The organism is Tahibacter aquaticus (assembly GCF_004363655.1).
Classification (GTDB): domain Bacteria; phylum Pseudomonadota; class Gammaproteobacteria; order Xanthomonadales; family Rhodanobacteraceae; genus Tahibacter; species Tahibacter aquaticus.
This window is the reverse complement of sequence record NZ_SNZH01000002.1, coordinates 1-16121: the sequence shown is the minus strand read 5'-3', so window position 1 is coordinate 16121 and position 16121 is coordinate 1. Positions and strand designations below refer to the sequence as shown.

At 63.6% G+C, this 16121-nt stretch carries 13 protein-coding genes; 10 read left to right on the top strand and 3 right to left on the bottom strand.

Annotated features, from left to right (window positions below):
• The first annotated feature begins 329 nt into the window (after window positions 1-329).
• The 7 genes from DFR29_RS02980 to DFR29_RS02950 all read left to right on the top strand — a co-directional run bounded on the left by DFR29_RS02980 (window position 330) and on the right by DFR29_RS02950 (window position 9600).
• On the top strand, window positions 330-2861 hold the full coding sequence (locus DFR29_RS02980) for a transposase family protein (RefSeq protein WP_166653841.1): 2532 nt from the start codon (window positions 330-332) through the stop codon (window positions 2859-2861).
• On the top strand, window positions 2858-3853 hold the full coding sequence (locus tag DFR29_RS02975) for a hypothetical protein (protein ID WP_133817088.1): 996 nt from the start codon (window positions 2858-2860) through the stop codon (window positions 3851-3853). Before DFR29_RS02980 ends, DFR29_RS02975 begins: the two co-directional genes overlap by 4 nt.
• Window positions 3853-5226: a TniQ family protein gene (locus DFR29_RS30440; RefSeq protein ID WP_425598820.1), complete on the top strand. Its 1374-nt coding sequence runs from the start codon at window positions 3853-3855 to the stop codon at window positions 5224-5226. Before DFR29_RS02975 ends, DFR29_RS30440 begins: the two co-directional genes overlap by 1 nt.
• A 229-nt stretch (window positions 5227-5455) precedes the next feature.
• Entirely contained in the window at window positions 5456-5686 is a 231-nt protein-coding gene (locus DFR29_RS02965; RefSeq protein ID WP_133817086.1) for a hypothetical protein, read from the top strand.
• A gap of 1000 nt (window positions 5687-6686) precedes the next feature.
• The gene (locus DFR29_RS02960; RefSeq protein ID WP_133817586.1) at window positions 6687-7721 is read left to right on the top strand and encodes a two-component system sensor histidine kinase NtrB; all 1035 of its coding nucleotides are present in this window, start codon (window positions 6687-6689) and stop codon (window positions 7719-7721) included.
• Complete coding sequence (gene ntrC, locus DFR29_RS02955; protein WP_133817085.1) at window positions 7714-9117, top strand: nitrogen regulation protein NR(I); 1404 nt, start codon at window positions 7714-7716, stop codon at window positions 9115-9117. The genes DFR29_RS02960 and ntrC overlap by 8 nt, the downstream gene beginning before the upstream one ends.
• A gap of 15 nt (window positions 9118-9132) precedes the next feature.
• A complete protein-coding gene (locus DFR29_RS02950) occupies window positions 9133-9600 on the top strand; it encodes a GNAT family N-acetyltransferase (RefSeq protein ID WP_133817084.1) in 468 nt (155 codons plus the stop codon).
• Window positions 9601-9655: 55 nt separating this feature from the next.
• On the opposite strand, the gene folE is transcribed toward DFR29_RS02950, so the two are convergent.
• The 3 genes from folE to radC form a co-directional block, all read right to left on the bottom strand.
• Window positions 9656-10258: a GTP cyclohydrolase I FolE gene (gene folE / locus DFR29_RS02945; protein ID WP_133817083.1), complete on the bottom strand. Its 603-nt coding sequence runs from the start codon at window positions 10256-10258 to the stop codon at window positions 9656-9658.
• 70 nt (window positions 10259-10328) lie between these two features.
• A complete protein-coding gene (locus tag DFR29_RS02940) occupies window positions 10329-11405 on the bottom strand; it encodes a hypothetical protein (protein WP_133817082.1) in 1077 nt (358 codons plus the stop codon).
• A gap of 131 nt (window positions 11406-11536) precedes the next feature.
• A complete protein-coding gene (gene radC, locus DFR29_RS02935) occupies window positions 11537-12232 on the bottom strand; it encodes a RadC family protein (protein WP_133817081.1) in 696 nt (231 codons plus the stop codon).
• 119 nt (window positions 12233-12351) lie between these two features.
• On the opposite strand from radC, the gene coaBC reads away from it, so the two are divergent.
• The 3 genes from coaBC to DFR29_RS30280 form a co-directional block, all read left to right on the top strand.
• Window positions 12352-13584 (top strand): bifunctional phosphopantothenoylcysteine decarboxylase/phosphopantothenate--cysteine ligase CoaBC, encoded by a 1233-nt coding sequence (gene coaBC, locus DFR29_RS02930; RefSeq protein ID WP_133817080.1) that lies wholly within the window; start codon window positions 12352-12354, stop codon window positions 13582-13584.
• Entirely contained in the window at window positions 13581-14036 is a 456-nt protein-coding gene (dut, locus tag DFR29_RS02925; protein WP_133817079.1) for a dUTP diphosphatase, read from the top strand. The genes coaBC and dut overlap by 4 nt, the downstream gene beginning before the upstream one ends.
• Before the next feature lie 21 nt (window positions 14037-14057).
• Window positions 14058-16121: phosphomannomutase/phosphoglucomutase (locus tag DFR29_RS30280; RefSeq protein ID WP_279571512.1), on the top strand; the 2064-nt coding region annotated here is incomplete at its 3' end.

The following is a 16121-nucleotide window of genomic DNA, read 5'->3' as shown; positions in this document are numbered from 1 at the left end:
CAGGGGTCGTTCTAAACAGATCAATAGCTTAGGTGAGAATACGTGCCCCAAAACAGGCTAGTGAACACCTTTGCAGCTGCATAGCATTGAACCACCGTAACCGCGAGGGAACTCAACCCGCCGTAGCCGCCGCGATTTGCACTTCACCGTCGCCAGGATCTGGAAAAGCAAAAGGCCCAGGAGTTAGCCGCTCCTGAGCCCCGTGTTGCGCGACTTGAACTGTCCCGCCCAGCTTATCCGCTCCAAGGCCCCGATTGTCAATGGCCCAGCTCCCAGGGAGGGGAAAGAAGCGCCCGGAGGCCTCCGCACCGGGCAGCGGAGTGATCGTCATGCTTGAAATCGATCAACAAGTTGAGGTGGTACCTGGTCCCCCCCCTGCCTTGCCGCTAAGAACCGGCGATTTGCAGATCCCTGTTGTGCTCCCCGAGCCCGCCGGGCCAACTGAGCGTTTGACGTGCGAACGACGTCGCAGCGTCTATGAAGATGTAGGACTAACTGAGGCTCAGATCATCGAAATCGAATCGATGATCGCGCGATCGCCGTGTCGCGATGTCGGAGGCGGCGCGCTTCAGAGCATCAAAGGGGTGCTGCAGTCAAAGAAGAACGGAGCGCGGCGGCTGGTCGAAAGCCACACTTGCGAACTGACCTTTGCACATGAGCTGGAACTCGATCCAACCGTCCTTGGGTACTACACGCAAGTTCCTTGCGCAGGTATCGAACGGGTTCGCGGCGAGCGACGACACGTCAGTGCAGCCGCTTTAGATTTTCTTGTCCTGCGTGAACGCTCAATTCAGCTAGTTGAGTGCAAGTACGACAATTGGCTCGAGAAAGAGGCCAAAAAGCCGAACGCGGACTACAGGAGGGAAGGGAACAACTGGACGCATGCGCCCTATTGGTCCCGCGCGAAGGCGTTGGGTTTGAATTTCATGGTTTGGTTCCAAACGACCCCCATGGCGCTGCAAGTCCAGAACCTCGAAGCCTGCTACGCCTTGCTTGGTGAGTCCCTGACGCCTCAAGAGGATCTCGCGAGTCGCCGAGCAAGACAGCTGCTGCAAGAGTATCCTCGCTCGATAGAGACGCTAAATGCTGTGTTGCCCGTATTCAATGAGCGCGTTGCGCTCTGGATGATCGCAAATGGTCATGCGTATGGCTTGGTGAAAAGCAGCTCACCAGTGATACGGGAAGGGTTCTATCTTTTCGCCAGCAAAACACAGGCGGCCGCCGCGGACGAGTTCTTCTACGCACAGCTTAGGTCGGGATTCGACCAGCCCCAGATCAGCGGTGACCCCATTCTGTGCGCGACCACATCAGACATTGTTCGTGCCGAGGGTCGCTTGCAGCGATTGCGCAGAATCTCCCTGGGGCAGGAGCCCGCCACCGTTCGCATGACCCAGCTTGCCAAAATTGTGGCGGACAAAATTGCTGCCGGACAATCTCCTCTTGCTGCCTGCCTAACGAACTACAGCAACTGCGGGCAGAACACCCCATCGCCGCTGACCGAAGGGCAGCGCAAAGGCATTGACCACGTCATCAATGAACTCTGGAACAAGGGCAAGCGAAATACAATTGCACATCTCTGGCTTGACCTTGATGCGTGGTGTTCCGCAGCAGGGGAACAGGCGCCAAGCCAGACGACGCTGGGGAAGCGTGTAGCAGAGCAAGATCCGCGTAAGCGAGCACTGGCACGTGGCGGACTTCGGCAATTCCACGCAGTACGACCACGGACGGGGAGCGACAAACGCTCGCTACCGCCTCTGGGATACGGGTATCTTCTTGCAATTGACTCCTCTCAGTTCGACAACCGATGTGCATCCAATCTCATAACGCTATTTCCGGCAGAAAAGCCCCGCTTTTACATCGGTATGGACGGCGCTACGGAGGAGGCAATGGCGCACGCCTTCATCTTCGGTCCAGCAAGAACTGATGGGCTCGCGATACTGATCCGCGAATACGTTTTCCGGCACGGGTTTCTGCCGCGGGCCATCATGGTTGATCGCGGATCGGAAAACACCTCGAATTGGATCGACGAATTTTGCGAAGCCATGGGAATCGCACTGTTTCACGCACCGTCCGGCGGCAGCCAATTCAACGGCCAAGCCGAAAACGCGATCAAGCAAACCAATGCCAATACCGCTCACCGAATCGCGGGAAGTACCGAGCCCGACATGGCGGGACGAAAAGTCGATGGCCGATTTAAAAGCCGAAAGACCGCCCGTCACACCTTCGGCCTTATTCATCAGGAATTTTGCGACTACCTCTACACCGATATCCCTCGGACACCCGACGGGAACGGGATAACTCCCCAAGAGAAGCGGGAAGAATTGCTCGCCACCTTGGGCTGTATGGGGGTGCCGCAGCAATTTGACGACGCTTTCCTGATTCAAACATCAGCGAAGCTGAAGAGAAAAGTCAGCGCTAGCGAGCACGATGGCGTAAGAACAGGCGACGGTCGATTTACCAGTGATGAGCTTCAACGCGTGTTGCGCACGGAGTCCGTCGACGAGATACGTAGCGACTGCGTGGATCCTTCGATCCTATGGGTGAAGGCTGGACGAGGATGGTGGAAAGCATGCCACAGGAGTGCGCCTGTGGTCGCTACACTACCGGAACCCTTGAAACTCTTCGAGCTCTTGTTCAGACCGTATGCAAAGCGTCGACAGCGCGTGGGTAAGCGCGATGTCGCGAAATCGCGGCATGCTCGTCAAATGAATGCGTTTGAAGCCATGGAGTCGACCAAGCATTTGGGGCCCGTGCGCGAATCGCTGCCGGACGCCGCAGCGCCTCTGGCCCGGGCAACTGCCGAAAAGAAAAGAGCAGCCGTTGACTGGGACGCCGTTCCTGAGTGCAAGGAGCGGAAATGATCATCCCCCATCGCAACTTTGAAGTGGCTCGGGCACAACTGCGGCGCTACGTGAGCAAGCACCGGCCAGGCCGCATTATCGTCCTCATCGGGGTAGGTGGCGTAGGGAAGACAACCATGCGCTGGAATGTGATGCGCGAGTTGTACGGACGGCCTGAATGTTGGGGCCTCGGCTGCATTCCTACTATCGAGGTCATGGCACTGTTGGCCGAGAAAGCGTACTTCAACTCTAAAGGATGGGCGGAAGACAGCTTCGACCAACTTTTCACGCCGGACATTTCTTGGCTCATTCGAGGCGCGACGCCTTCGCCTGAAACAGTTAAGGTTCGGGAGGCTATCGCGCTATCCAGCGCTATCTGGAAAGACGTTAGTAGAAATCTCACCGAGACGCAGTGTTGGATAAAATTCAAGAATGTCGCGCGTGATCGAGCCCTGAACTTGTACAGTCTGGAACATGCGTCGGCCCTGTGCATCAATCACAAGGACACCAGCCCCGCGCACCACATTATTAATCTCATGTCAGTAATGGAGAGCGCCGGGTCAATGGCTCTGCTCACTACGATACAGACCGGTACGGCATTGTGGGCGGGTCGATCAGAAATCCGGCGTCGTATGGACGTCGTCTGGGCAGCGCCGTACAACGTTTCAGATCGGGAAGAGATGCGCTGCTACCTGAGTCTGCTCAGAACGATTGGTTCGAGGTACGAATTCAGGCCTCGCGATCTGCTCGGAAGACTCGCTCCGGAGATCGCCGCCGCTACCGCGGCCGTTTGTGGCGAGATAACGAACCTGCTCGACCGCGCCGAGAGCAACGCGCTTGACGCTGACCGCTCGCAAATCACAGCAGCCGACATCGAGACGGCGTACTACAACGCCAAAGACCTGGGAACGCTCTGGGCCGATGTCGAGTCGTTCTGGGCAGCAAAGCACGCTGACAAACGAGATGCGGTAGCGGCTCGAGCGGACAAAATCTGGCCGACGGAGGAGGCGTGATGCCAGCCTGCTCGGGTTGGACTCCTTTGCCGCCCGTCCGTCTCCGCGGCATCGATACGGAACTCATCGAGTCTTTAGATCACTACGCGTTTCGCATGGCCAGCATGTGCGGAGTATCCCGTGGATTTCTGGCCTCGATCCTTCGGGCCGGAAACTGCAACGCTGAGAACAAGTCGATCGCGTCGGGTCACACAAGCTGGATTGGCCCCCGAAGCAACTACGCAGTACTGCTATTTCGACTTATGGAGTTGACGGGGCAGGACAATCTGTCAAGGGGCACGTTTCACTACGCTTCTAAGGTGCTTTCGCACCGGGGCATGGCTTACACGAAAGGAGGGCAAGCTCGCCGTCGGTGGTGCCCGACCTGCTACCTTGAATGGGATCATGAAACCAGCTTCGAACCCTTGGTGTGGGCGTTCTCCATGCTGGCAGTTTGCCCGGTTCACCGCGTATCAATGGAATCCACCTGTCCCCAGTGTGACGCGGAACAACCATTGTACCGGAGCTACGAGGTGCGCAGAGATTGCTTTGTATGCCGGAGGCCGCTGGGAGTTCCGGGCAAGCACACGCAGGCCTCACCAATTTCGTCCTGGATCGATCGCTCTCTAATACGTTTTACCGCATTCGTCTCAAATCAGGACGATATTCTGAAGATTAGTTGCTATCTCGAGTTCTGCGACGTGATGAAGCGACGACTGCGCGCTGGCGAGCCCTTTCCCGACGGAGTCCGCCAGTTTGTTGATGTCACCATGCGTACGAGTCACGTGTGCATACCGACAATTACGCAGTACCTCAATCTGTGTGCGTTTCAAGGCTGCGAAATTGAGGACATTTTCATAAAGCCTAGGTCTGCCGCCTCTAGGTCGCTTTTCGACAGGTCGGCAGGGTTCAATAGAATTCCGTTTCCTAAGCGGCCGGGCAAAGAAAATTTGCGTCGCACGGGCGATTGCATGATCAAGTTGCTCGCGAGCGGACGTATTCGTTTGCCTCCCCTTGCTTTTCTGTGCAATCAGTTAGGTGTATGGCTCGATGCAGTCCGAGATTGCTATCCTGACCTCTTTGGGCGGTATTCCGACGTCTATTCTCAGCAGAAGGACATCGCAAGGGTCCACGTTCTCAGGGTATTTGACTGCGCATCGCTCCACCTTAGGTCCGCCACGAGGTTAGCCGCTCCAGACCTTAAAATGATCGTGGCGGAACGCGCTAGAGTATCGGCCGATTTGGCGGCCCAGTGCGTCGAAGCATTGTTGGTGATACGGCAATTTCTACCTACGCCTAACCCCGATTCCGAGCCCAACTCGCAAGTGCCCCGAGATGTTGATGAAGATCCGATTTCGACGATATTGGACAAATGGATGCGCGGGTGGAAATAGGATCGTCCGCCTGCGTTGCGCCAAATATTTTCCAGTTCAAAAAAGCGAGAGGTCCCGGGCGTCTGAAGTTGCGAGTACCATTGCCACGCAGTCTTGATCGACGGCACAAAGCGTCTTCATCGGATAGAGCGCTGAATCGTGCGCTGGTCATACGCCCAACGGGAAAACGATGCAGACGCACGTAGAATTCAACGGGACGGCAGGTGCCGGATACAAAAGGGAGGGTGGCATGAATGAGACAGCCAAGTACCGGTTTCTGGTGAAGGAAGGCGAGCCGAGCAGGAATGGTGCCGACGATGCGCCTGTGTTCCTCTCACTTGAACCCGCGGACGGAGAATTGAGTGTGATCAAGAAGGGATCACTGACAATGCGGCTCAAGCCGGGAACTACGGTCGATGAGGCCCAGACCCTTGCACAGTCGATAGAAAAGTTTGTTGCTGTGCTGTCGTACCAGGAGTGAGCAGGTCGCAGCCGTGATCGAGCCCAGGCTAGAAGCGCAGCCATTCCGCGGCTCGCCTCGTATGTGGATGAGGTATTTGGGTTGACCCTGCTCCATCTTTTCCCTGCTGTGAGGCGCGCCTGCACACGCCGGTGACACTCAGTTCCAGCCCCAACGGCGCTGAGCTGATCGAACGCGATGTGCCCCAGAACCTGTCCCGCGGGACTTGACGACGCCGAATTCGGTAGCCGTTTACGGCGTACGCGGTGAGGCGCGGCTTAGCCGGCGAGTCGAAGGTTTGCGCGGCCTCTGGCGGCATACCCGACGTGTCGGCGGCGGAGCACGTGGTCGGCGCTCCCGGAACGTCGCCGATGATATGGAAGAGTTCTTCGGTGAGCTGCTGGATGTGGCCGAACCGAAAACTGTTCTTGCCGAAGCCTCGTTGTGTTGAGACGAGCTGAAAATTGGCCAGCAAGACGGGATTCTGCCCGCGGAAAATTGATCGGGGTGTCCCACCTAACCTGCACGCGTCTCGGCTGATGCGGGGTACTTGGCCACGCAGTGCGTGATGACGCGTAACGCTGCGCAGCCAAAGCATCCGGAGCTGACCCTCGCCGAGGCCCTGGAATATGAACAAGCACACCTGATTCCTAATCCGGCGCCGTTCGACCGCTAGGTGGAACTGACGGTGCGCGTCTCCAGCACGAGTTCAAACACGGTGGCGTGCAATCGGGGGCACGCGGGTCGAGCCGCGAGTAACCGGACCACTTCCTTACCAGCCTTGGGCCCGCGCATGCGCCGCGAAGTAATCCATAGCAAGTCTATGAATTTATTAACATCTTCTCGCTTGATCATTGGCAAAAGCCGCTCACGGTCTACACGGGTGCGCCGCTCTGAGCCGACCGACTCACCTTACCCGGCGGCAACACCGAAGTTTGTCTTTTCCGTACAAACTTCGGTGTTGTGCCCACCACACTGGGCGTGCCGACCAACAGAGTGAGAAGCCGAGCCCTGCACTATGATGGTGCAACCGCCCCAATCTGCACCAACCGTGGACTCCACCACCTTCTGGCCCCAACTCAGCACCGCCGCTGCCGGCATCGATGCGCAGCAGCAGTTGTACGCGCCGAATCCGGCGCTGTGCGAGCTGCTCGGTATGGGCGCGCGCCGCCTGGAAGTGACCCCGCTGTCCGCGTTGGCGCCGGACCGTCCCGAGTTGCCGGAAGCCTTCCGCCGCGTGCTGGCCGAACAACGCGTGGTGCAGTTGCGCGATTTCGTTCTGCTTGATGCGGCGGGCCTGCCGGTGGCGGTGGACCTGACCTTGAGTCCGCTGGCCGAAGGCGGTGCCTTGCTGGAGGTGCATACGCTGGCGCCGGCGGTGCGCGAGCCGAATGCGCAGCTGTCGGAATCGCTGCGCGGGTTTGCGCATGAGGTGAAGAATCCGCTCGCGGGCTTGCGTGGGGCGGCGCAGTTGATTGCGCGGCGCGTGGCGGACGAGGGAGTGAAGGAGTTGGCCGGGCTGATCATTGCCGAGGCCGATCGCCTCGCCCAGCTGGCGAACCGGCTGTTGCAGGGGTCGGTCATGTCGCCGCTGGGGCCGGTGAACATCCATGAGGTGCTGGAGCGGGTGGCGGCCTTGCTGGTGTCGCAGGGGCAGGCGGCGATCACGCGCGATTTCGATCCCAGCCTGCCGCTGTTGCAGGGAGACGCGGATCGGCTGACCCAGCTGTTTCTCAATCTCGGCCGCAATGCGCTGGAAGCCGGCGCGGACCGGCTGGTGCTGCGCAGCCGGGCCGAGCATTCGGCGCGTATCCACGACCGCGTGGCGAAGCTGGCCTTGCGCGTGGATGTGATCGACAACGGCCGCGGCGTGGCCAGCGAGCTGGCCGATCATCTGTTTCTGCCCATGGTGTCGGGGCGGGCCGACGGCAGCGGGCTGGGGCTGGCCTTGTGCCGCGAGATTGCGGGCGAGCATCTGGGCGGGCTGACCTATCGCAGCCGTGCAGGTGAAACGGTATTCAGTCTGTTGCTGCCTTATGGAGAGTCGCATGGCTGAAACAGCCCTGGTCTGGCTGGTCGACGACGACCGCGCCGTGCGTTTCGTGCTGGCTGCGGCTTTGCGCGATGCGGGCCTGCGCGTGGCGGAGTTCGAGGAAGCGGAAAGCGTGCTGGCGCTGATCGAGCAACACGTACCGGATTTGCTGTTTACCGATGTGCGCATGTCGGGCCAGGGCGGCCTGAAGCTGCTGGAGCGGCTGCATGCGCACTATGCGCAGCTGCCGGTGATCGTGATGAGCGCCTATACCGACGTGGCCACGACGGCGGCAGCGTACAAGCACGGTGCGTTCGATTACCTGCCCAAGCCGTTCGATCTGGACCAGGCCGTGGCGGCGGCGCAGCGCGCGCTGGCGCAGCGGCGCAGCCAGGCAGCCCCACCGGCCGCGCCCAGCCGGCCCGGTCCGCGCGAGACGGAATTGATCGGCCGTTCGGCGGCGATGCGCGAAGTGTTCCGCGCCATTGGCCGCGTGGCGGCCAGCGGCCTGAATGTGCTGATCACCGGCGAGACCGGTACCGGCAAGGAGCTGGTGGCGCGGGCGCTGCATACGCACAGCGCGCGGGCCTTGCGCTCGGTGGTGGCGCTGAATACCGCGGCAATTCCGTCGGAGTTGCTGGAGTCGGAATTGTTCGGCCACGAGATGGGCGCGTTCACCGGCGCCACACGGCGGCATGCGGGCCGTTTCGAGCAGGCCGACGGCGGCACCTTGTTTCTCGATGAAATCGGCGATATGCCCTTGCTGCTGCAGACGCGATTGCTGCGCGTGCTGGCCGAGGGCGAGTTCTACCGGGTCGGCGGGCGCGAACTGATTCGCGCCGATGTGCGTGTGATCGCGGCGACGCATCAGGATCTGGAAGCCAAAGTCGCGCGCGGCGAATTCCGCGCCGACTTGATGCACCGGTTGGACGTGGTGCGCATTCATCTGCCCAGCCTGCGCGAGCGGCGCGAAGACATTGGCCTGCTGGCCGAGCATTTCCTGGCGCGGGCGGCGGAAGAACTGAAAGTCGGCGCGAAGCGCTGGTCGGCCAAGGCGCTGGCGGCTGTGGAGCGGTTCGACTGGCCCGGCAATGTGCGCCAACTGGAAAATCTGTGCCGGCGTCTGGCGGTGATGGCGCCGGGTCGCGAGGTGCGGGTGGAAGATTTGCCGTTCCAGCGTGAAACCGCAGTGCCGGCCGAGCCGGGCTGGGGCGAGGGCTTGCGCCGCTGGGCCGAGCGCGAGCTGGCGGCCGGTCGCAGCGATCTGCATGCGGCGGCGGTGGCGGAACTGGAACGGGTGTTGTTCGAGGCGGCGCTGGCCGCGCATGACGGGCATCGCCAGCACGCGGCCGAGGCGCTGGGCCTGGGGCGCAATACCTTGACGCGCAAGCTCGGCAGTTCGCGCCGGCGCCGGGAATAGGCAGGAGAGAAACGGATGAGCGAAGTGACGATACGCGCGGCGACGCGGGCCGATGTCGAATTTCTGGTCGAGGCGAATGCGGCCATGGCCTGGGAAACCGAATCGCTGGCGCTGGACCGCGAGCGCTTGCGGCGCGGTGTGACGGCGGTGTTCGACGAACCGCGGCGCGGCTTCTACCGGATTGCCGAACATGCCGGTGTTGCCGCCGGCTGCCTGCTGATCACCTACGAATGGAGCGACTGGCGCGACGGCGACTGGTGGTGGATTCAAAGCGTGTATGTGGTGCCAGCGGCGCGCCGGCTGGGTGTGTTCGGCACGCTCTACCGGCATGTGGAAGCAGCGGCGCGGTCCAGCGAGCGCGTGATCGGGCTGCGCCTGTACGTGGAATGGGAAAACGAGCGCGCCCAGCGCACGTACGCAGCACTGGGCATGAGCCAGGAGCATTACCACATGTACAGCAGGGGATTTGTCGCTTTTGGCTGAGCGCGGGCCGTGCCCCCGGGAGCGGGCTCCCGGCGGCTGCCTCAGCGGCGCGGTTTCAGCGGCGCGGGCCCGGCATGGCGATGAACTGCAGGAACTCCGAGCGGGTGCGTGCGTCTTCGCGGAAGGCGCCGAGCATCTGGCTGGTGGTCATGGACACGCCGGTCTTGTGCACGCCGCGCGTGGTCATGCACTGGTGCGCGGCTTCGATGACGACGCCGACGCCGCGCGGCTTGAGCACGTCTTCGATGCAGTGGGCGATCTGGGCGGTGAGCTTTTCCTGCACCTGGAAGCGCCGGGCGAAACCTTCCACCACGCGGGCGAGCTTGGAAATGCCGACTACCTTGTCGGTGGGCAGGTAGCCGACATGGGCGCGGCCGATGATCGGCGCCATGTGGTGTTCGCAATGCGATTCGAACTCGATGTCGCGCAGCACGATCAGTTCGTCATAGCCGGCCACTTCCTCGAAGGTGCGGCGCAGGTACTCGGCCGGGTCTTCGGCGTAGCCGGAAAACCAGTCGCGGTAGGCGTCGACGACGCGGCGCGGCGTGTCGAGCAGGCCTTCGCGGCCCGGGTCTTCGCCGGCCCAGCGCAGCAGGGTGCGGATGGCGGCTTCGGCTTCGGCGCGGTCGACGCCGTTGTTGCTGGGTTCGGAACTCATGCGCTTCCCGCAGACGACAAGGGACTGGCGATTGTAGAGGGTTGCCGGCCCGCGCCGTGTTGTGCCGATGTCAACGCAGGCCGCGGGTTTCGATTTCGCGGGTGAGCAGGCGCAGCGCCTCGATCACGGCATTGCCGCTGGCCGGCTTGCCGCCGATGGCGATGCGGGCGCGCAGCGACATGGTCAGCGCTTTCAGCGGCGCGGCATTGGCCTGCTTGGCCGCGGAAAAGGCGTCGCGGCCGACCTGGGAATTGAAGCGGTGCAGGTCGAAGAAGAAGCGTTCCTGGCCGTCGGTGAGGAAACCGAATACGGGCAGGGCAGAGGCCGGGTCGTCGGTGGAGCGGTGGCAGCGCATTTCGCGTTCCTGGCACAGGCGCGTGCCGGTCTCGACGAAGCGCGCGAACGGCTCGGCCACGTTGGCGGTGTCCAGGTCGGCGGCGATCAGGGCCAGTTCCAGTGCATGCACCAGGGCCGGGCGGTCGCGCCAGCCAGGAACGTGCTTGTCCAGCTTGATGTCGAGCTTGGAGGCCAGCGCGCCGCCGCCCTGCACCAGGTCGACCGAGTTGTATTCCCAGTCCTGCGCGGGCGGGCGTGCATCGAAGGTCGAGCCGGCGATGGTCAGTTCCAGCGCGGTGTAATAGAACGCATCGCGCTCGGGTTCGAAGCCGGCCAGGTCGAGGATGCGCAGCCCTTCTTCGATGCTGGCGCGTTCGTTGCTGCCGACGCCGGCGCTGTAGATGGCCGGTTCGCGCTGGCGCAGGTCGTGGCAGGCGGCGAACAGGCCCAGCAGCAGCCAGTCGTCCAGGCTCAGTGCCTTGACGCCGATATGGCGCATCAGCCGCTCGATGCGGCTGTCGAAGATTTCCAGGATGTGGTGTTCGTTGTGGTAGGCGTGGAAGTCTTCGCCCCAGCTGCCGTGGCGCACGGCCAGGCGGGCGTAGGCCAGTTGCACGGCGGCTTCGCAGCGGTCGAGCTTGGCCGCGTCGCCGGCCTGCTGCAGGGCCGCGGCCAGGGCGAAACGCCGCCGCGCCAGGGCCGAGCTCAGGCCGGGTGCCAGCGTGGCCAGCAAAGCCCGCGCCTGGGCCACGTCCGCAACGGAGCGTTCGGCAGCGTCTTCGGGAAACTTGCGCGGAAACGGCAGGATCACGGTGCGGCCAGGCCCTCCACCAGGCGCCCGCAGTATATGTCAGCGGCGTGACCGCGCCAGATGGCGCGGCGCCGTGGGCGCGGTGCTTTGTATACCGCAGGTGCCGCGGCGCTGCGAAGGGCTGTGCCGGTTCAGATCAGGCCGCGCTGCGCCAGCGACACGTGGGTGTCGGCCCCGACGACGAAGTGATCGAGCACGCGCACGCCGATCAGGCCCAGTATCTGGCGCAGCTCGGCGGTGACGAGACGGTCCGATTCGCTGGGTTCGGCCACGCCGGACGGATGGTTGTGGGCCAGGATGACGGCAGCGGCGTTGTGCCGCAGACAGGCCCGCACCACCTCGCGCGGGTGTACCGAAGTGCCGTCGATGGTGCCGCGGAACAGTTCCTCGAAGGCGATGACGCGGTTGCGCGCGTCCAGGAACACGCAGGCGAAGACCTCGTACGGATAGCTGGCCAGGCGCCCGCGCAGGAATTGCGCGGTATCGGCCGGACTGCGCAAGGTGGCCTCGCGCTTGAACTCGTCGGCGGTGCAGCGCCGGGCCAGCTCCAGTACGGCGTAGAGGCGGCAGCGTTTGGCCTGGCCGAGGCCGCGGGTTGGCGGCAACGGCACGGTACGGCCGAGCAGCTGGCGCAGGCCGCCGCAAATGTTCAGCAGGTGCCGGCCCAGGTCGACGGCGGTCTGTCCGCGGCTGCCGCAGCCGAGGAAGATCGCCAGCAGCTCGGCATCGGACAGCGCGGCCGCGCCCTGCGACAGCAGCTTTTCCCGCGGACGTTTCTGTTGTGGCCACTGGCTGATGTTGCGGCTCGTGCTGGGAGAGCTGTTCATTACCGGTTCCTGTGCCTTGTCGAAGGCGGGCAGATTAGGTGTGCCGCGCTACGCTTCGCGCGCGTCTGGAGCGGGCTTTCCCTTAAGCTATCGGCGCTTAAACGGGTAGGAATGTTCCGATGGCATCCAATGGGTTGGCCGGCAGGCAGGTGCTGCTCGGCGTTGCGGGTGGAATTGCGGCTTACAAGGCGGCCGATCTGGTGCGCCGCCTCGGCGATGCCGGCGCGCAGGTGCGCGTGGTGATGACTGAGAACGCGGCGCGCTTCGTCACGCCGCTGACCTTCCAGGCGCTGTCGGGCAATCCCGTACGCCTGAGTCTCTGGGATGAAGGCGCCGAAGCCGCCATGGGCCATATCGAACTGGCGCGCTGGGCGCAGGACATCCTGATCGCGCCGGCCTCGGCCGATCTGATCGCACGGCTGGCGCACGGCCTGGCCGACGACCTGCTCACCACGCTGTGCCTGGCCAGTGCCGCGCCAGTGCATGTGGCGCCCGCGATGAACCAGCAGATGTGGGCGCATCCGGCCACCCAGGCCAACCTGGACATCCTGCGCCGGCGCGGCGTCGGCGTATTCGGTCCGGCGGCGGGCGAGCAGGCCTGCGGCGATGTGGGTTCCGGCCGTCTGCTGGAGCCGCTGGAACTGGTTGCCAGGCTGGCGGCGCGCCAGCGTGGCGACCTGCTGGCCGGCCGCCAGGTACTGATCAGCGCGGGGCCGACCTTCGAAGACATCGACCCGGTGCGCTTCCTTGGCAACCGCAGCTCCGGCCGCATGGGCTTTGCCATCGCCGAAGCGGCCGCCGAAGCCGGCGCCTCGGTCACCCTGGTGGCCGGGCCGGTGAACCTGGCCACGCCGGCCGGGGTACAGCGCATCGACGTGCGCAGCGCGCGCGAGATGCATGCGGCCGTGCTGGGCGCGGCGCAGAATTGCGATGTCTTCATCGCCGCCGCTGCCGTCGGCGATTTCCGTCCGGCCGAAGTGGCTTTGCACAAGATCAAGAAACGCGGCGACGGTGGCCTGAGCCTGGAACTGACCCAGAACCCCGACATCCTCGCCGACGTGGCGGCACTGCCGCGGCGTCCGCTGCTGGTGGGCTTCGCCGCCGAAACCGAAAACGTCGAGGCGTATGCGCGGGCCAAGCTGGAACGCAAGCGGCTGGACCTGATCGCCGCCAACCAGGTCGGCAGCGGCCTGGGTTTCGAAGTGGACGACAACAGTCTCACCCTGATCAGCGCCGATGCGACGCTGCGCCTGCCGACGGCGCCGAAGCGCGAGCTGGCGCGGCAGCTGATCGACGTGGTGGCGCAGCGCCTGCGTGATCGCGGCACTGACAACGGAGCCGGCGCCGCATGATCGACGTGGACCTGAAGATACTCGACCCGCGCCTCGGTGCTGAAATCCCCTTGCCGGCCTATGCCACGCCGGGTTCGGCCGGCCTGGACCTGCGTGCCGCGCTGGCGCAGCCGTTGACGCTGCTGCCGGGCCAGTCCGAACTGATTCCGACCGGTTTTGCGATCCACCTAAAGGACGCGGACTACTGCGCCGTGATATTGCCTCGCTCGGGTCTGGGGCATAAGCACGGCATCGTACTGGGCAATCTGGTCGGACTGATCGATTCCGACTATCAGGGGCCCTTGCTGGTCTCGTGCTGGAACCGCTCTGATCAGGCCTTTACCATCGTGCCCGGCGATCGCATCGCCCAGCTCGTATTTCTGCCGATTGCGCGCGCCGGTTTCCAGCTGGTGCACGAGTTCCCGCCGACTGAGCGCGGCGGGGGCGGCTTCGGTTCTTCAGGTGTTGCCTGAGCGGCGCAGGGAGTTCAACGGATGAAGAAGAAGAAAGCCGAAGCGGCACTGGCGACCGCGGCCGCAGGAAATGGCCAGGCTGTGGAAAAGCCGCGCTTCGACCTGTCGAAACTGCGGCTGGACTGGCGCCAGCTGCTGCCGGTGGCGCTGGCCACGGTGACCCTGGCCGCCGCTGCCTTCTTTGCCTGGCAGGCGATGCAGGTATGGCGTTTCAATTCGTCCCAGACGCAATTGTTCAGCGAGCGCCAGGTGCAGTCGACCAAGCTCGCCACGGTGGTTGCCGACCTGCGCGCGCATATCGTCACGGCGCTGGCGACGCCGGCGGTACAGCAGCCGCTGCTCAGCGGCGATCCGGCCCAGCACGAAGCCGCGGTCACCGCCCTGCGCCTGGCCCTGCCGGAAATGGCCGAGGCGTATTTCTTCAGCCCGCAACTGACCGAAGTGCTGAAATCGGATTTCCGCAAGTTCGGCTATGCCAAGGCGGCACAGCTGATCCAGGCGCAGGCCGGCACCTCGGACGCGCAGTCAGTGGTGATCGGCAAGAACGGTCGCATGATCACGTTTGCCGAGCTGGTCAAGGCGAACGACCAGCCCATCGCCGTGGCCTGGGTGGCCGTGCCGATGCAGCCGGTGTTCGACGAGTTTTCCCGCGCCAATATCCGCGACGGCCGGCTGGAATTGCGCCAGGGCGGCGGCGAAAGCACCGACCTGGTACTGGTCGGCGTCGGGCACGGCATAGCGGGGGCGGTGCCGGACATGGGCACACCGATCAATGCCTCTACCTTCCGCGTCGCCCAGTTGCAGCCCGACCTGTTCCTGGTGTTCGAGGAAAACCCCTGGCTGCCGCTGGTGCTGGCCCTCATCTGCGGGCTGGCCGCGTTTACCGGCCTGTGGCTGCGCAAGGTCGGCTGGCACCGGGGCATGGCGATCCTGCTCGGCAAACTGGGCCGGGACGGCGGTGGTGAAGTGGAGCCGGAACTGACCATGGCCGAGGCGCTGAAAGCGCCGTCCACGCCAGCACGTACATCGCCGCGCACGCCACCGGCAGGGACGCGGCTGCCGTCGCCGGCGGCGGCAACACCCAAGCTGACACTGGACCGCAGCATCTTCCGCGCCTATGACATCCGCGGCGTGGTCGGAAAAACCCTGGACAAGGAAGTGGCGCGCCAGATCGGCCGGGCGATCGGCAGCGAAGGCGTGGAACGCGGCCTGCACGAGATCGTCGTCGGCCGCGACGGCCGCCTGTCGGGTCCGGACCTGGTCGCCGGCCTGATCGACGGCCTGCGCCAGGCCGGCATGGACGTGATCGACATCGGCGAAGTGCCGACGCCGCTGGTCTACTACGCCACCTATCATCTGAACACCGGTTCGGGCATTTCCGTCACCGGCAGCCACAACCCGCCCGACTACAACGGCTTCAAGATCGTGCTCGGCGGCGAAACCCTGGCCGAGCAGGCGGTGCAGAACCTGTACGCGCGCATTGCCGAGAACCGCTTCACCAGCGGTAGCGGCGGCCTGCAGGCGATGGACGTGAAGGCCGACTACATCGAGCGCGTAGTGGGCGATGTACAGGTCGAACAGCGCCTGCGCATCGTGGTCGACTGCGGCAACGGCGTACCGGGCGCGATCGCTCCGGCGGTGCTGGAAGGCATCGGCTGCGAAGTCATGCCGCTGTACTGCGATGTCGACGGCACCTTCCCCAACCATCACCCGGACCCGTCCGACCCGGTCAACCTGCGCGATCTGATACTGACGGTGAAGCAGGTCGGTGCCGATCTCGGCCTGGCCTTCGACGGCGACGGCGATCGCCTGGGCGTGGTCACCAAGAGCGGCGAGATCATCTATCCCGACCGCCTGCTGATGCTGTTCGCCAAGGACGTGCTGGTGCGCAATCCGGGCGCGACCATCATTTACGACGTGAAATGCACCGGCAAGCTGCAGCCGGAAATTCTCAAGCACGGCGGCAGCCCGGTCATGTGGAAAACCGGGCATTCGCTGATAAAGGCAAAAATGCGCGAAACCGGCGCAGAGCTGGCCGGCGAAATGAGCGGGCATTTCTTCTTCCGCGAGCGCTGGTACGGATTC

What these genes read in the sequence shown, in the direction of transcription:
- ntrC (WP_133817085.1), top strand. Translation starts at nt 7,714, where the DNA reads ATGGCTGAAACAGCCCTGGTCTGGCTGGTCGACGACGACCGCGCCGTG.
- dut (WP_133817079.1), top strand. Translation starts at nt 13,581, where the DNA reads ATGATCGACGTGGACCTGAAGATACTCGACCCGCGCCTCGGTGCTGAA.
- DFR29_RS02975 (WP_133817088.1), top strand. Translation starts at nt 2,858, where the DNA reads ATGATCATCCCCCATCGCAACTTTGAAGTGGCTCGGGCACAACTGCGG.
- DFR29_RS02980 (WP_166653841.1), top strand. Translation starts at nt 330, where the DNA reads ATGCTTGAAATCGATCAACAAGTTGAGGTGGTACCTGGTCCCCCCCCT.
- DFR29_RS02950 (WP_133817084.1), top strand. Translation starts at nt 9,133, where the DNA reads ATGAGCGAAGTGACGATACGCGCGGCGACGCGGGCCGATGTCGAATTT.
- folE (WP_133817083.1), bottom strand. Translation starts at nt 10,258, where the DNA reads ATGAGTTCCGAACCCAGCAACAACGGCGTCGACCGCGCCGAAGCCGAA.
- DFR29_RS02960 (WP_133817586.1), top strand. Translation starts at nt 6,687, where the DNA reads ATGGTGCAACCGCCCCAATCTGCACCAACCGTGGACTCCACCACCTTC.
- DFR29_RS30440 (WP_425598820.1), top strand. Translation starts at nt 3,853, where the DNA reads ATGCCAGCCTGCTCGGGTTGGACTCCTTTGCCGCCCGTCCGTCTCCGC.
- DFR29_RS02965 (WP_133817086.1), top strand. Translation starts at nt 5,456, where the DNA reads ATGAATGAGACAGCCAAGTACCGGTTTCTGGTGAAGGAAGGCGAGCCG.
- coaBC (WP_133817080.1), top strand. Translation starts at nt 12,352, where the DNA reads ATGGCATCCAATGGGTTGGCCGGCAGGCAGGTGCTGCTCGGCGTTGCG.
- radC (WP_133817081.1), bottom strand. Translation starts at nt 12,232, where the DNA reads ATGAACAGCTCTCCCAGCACGAGCCGCAACATCAGCCAGTGGCCACAA.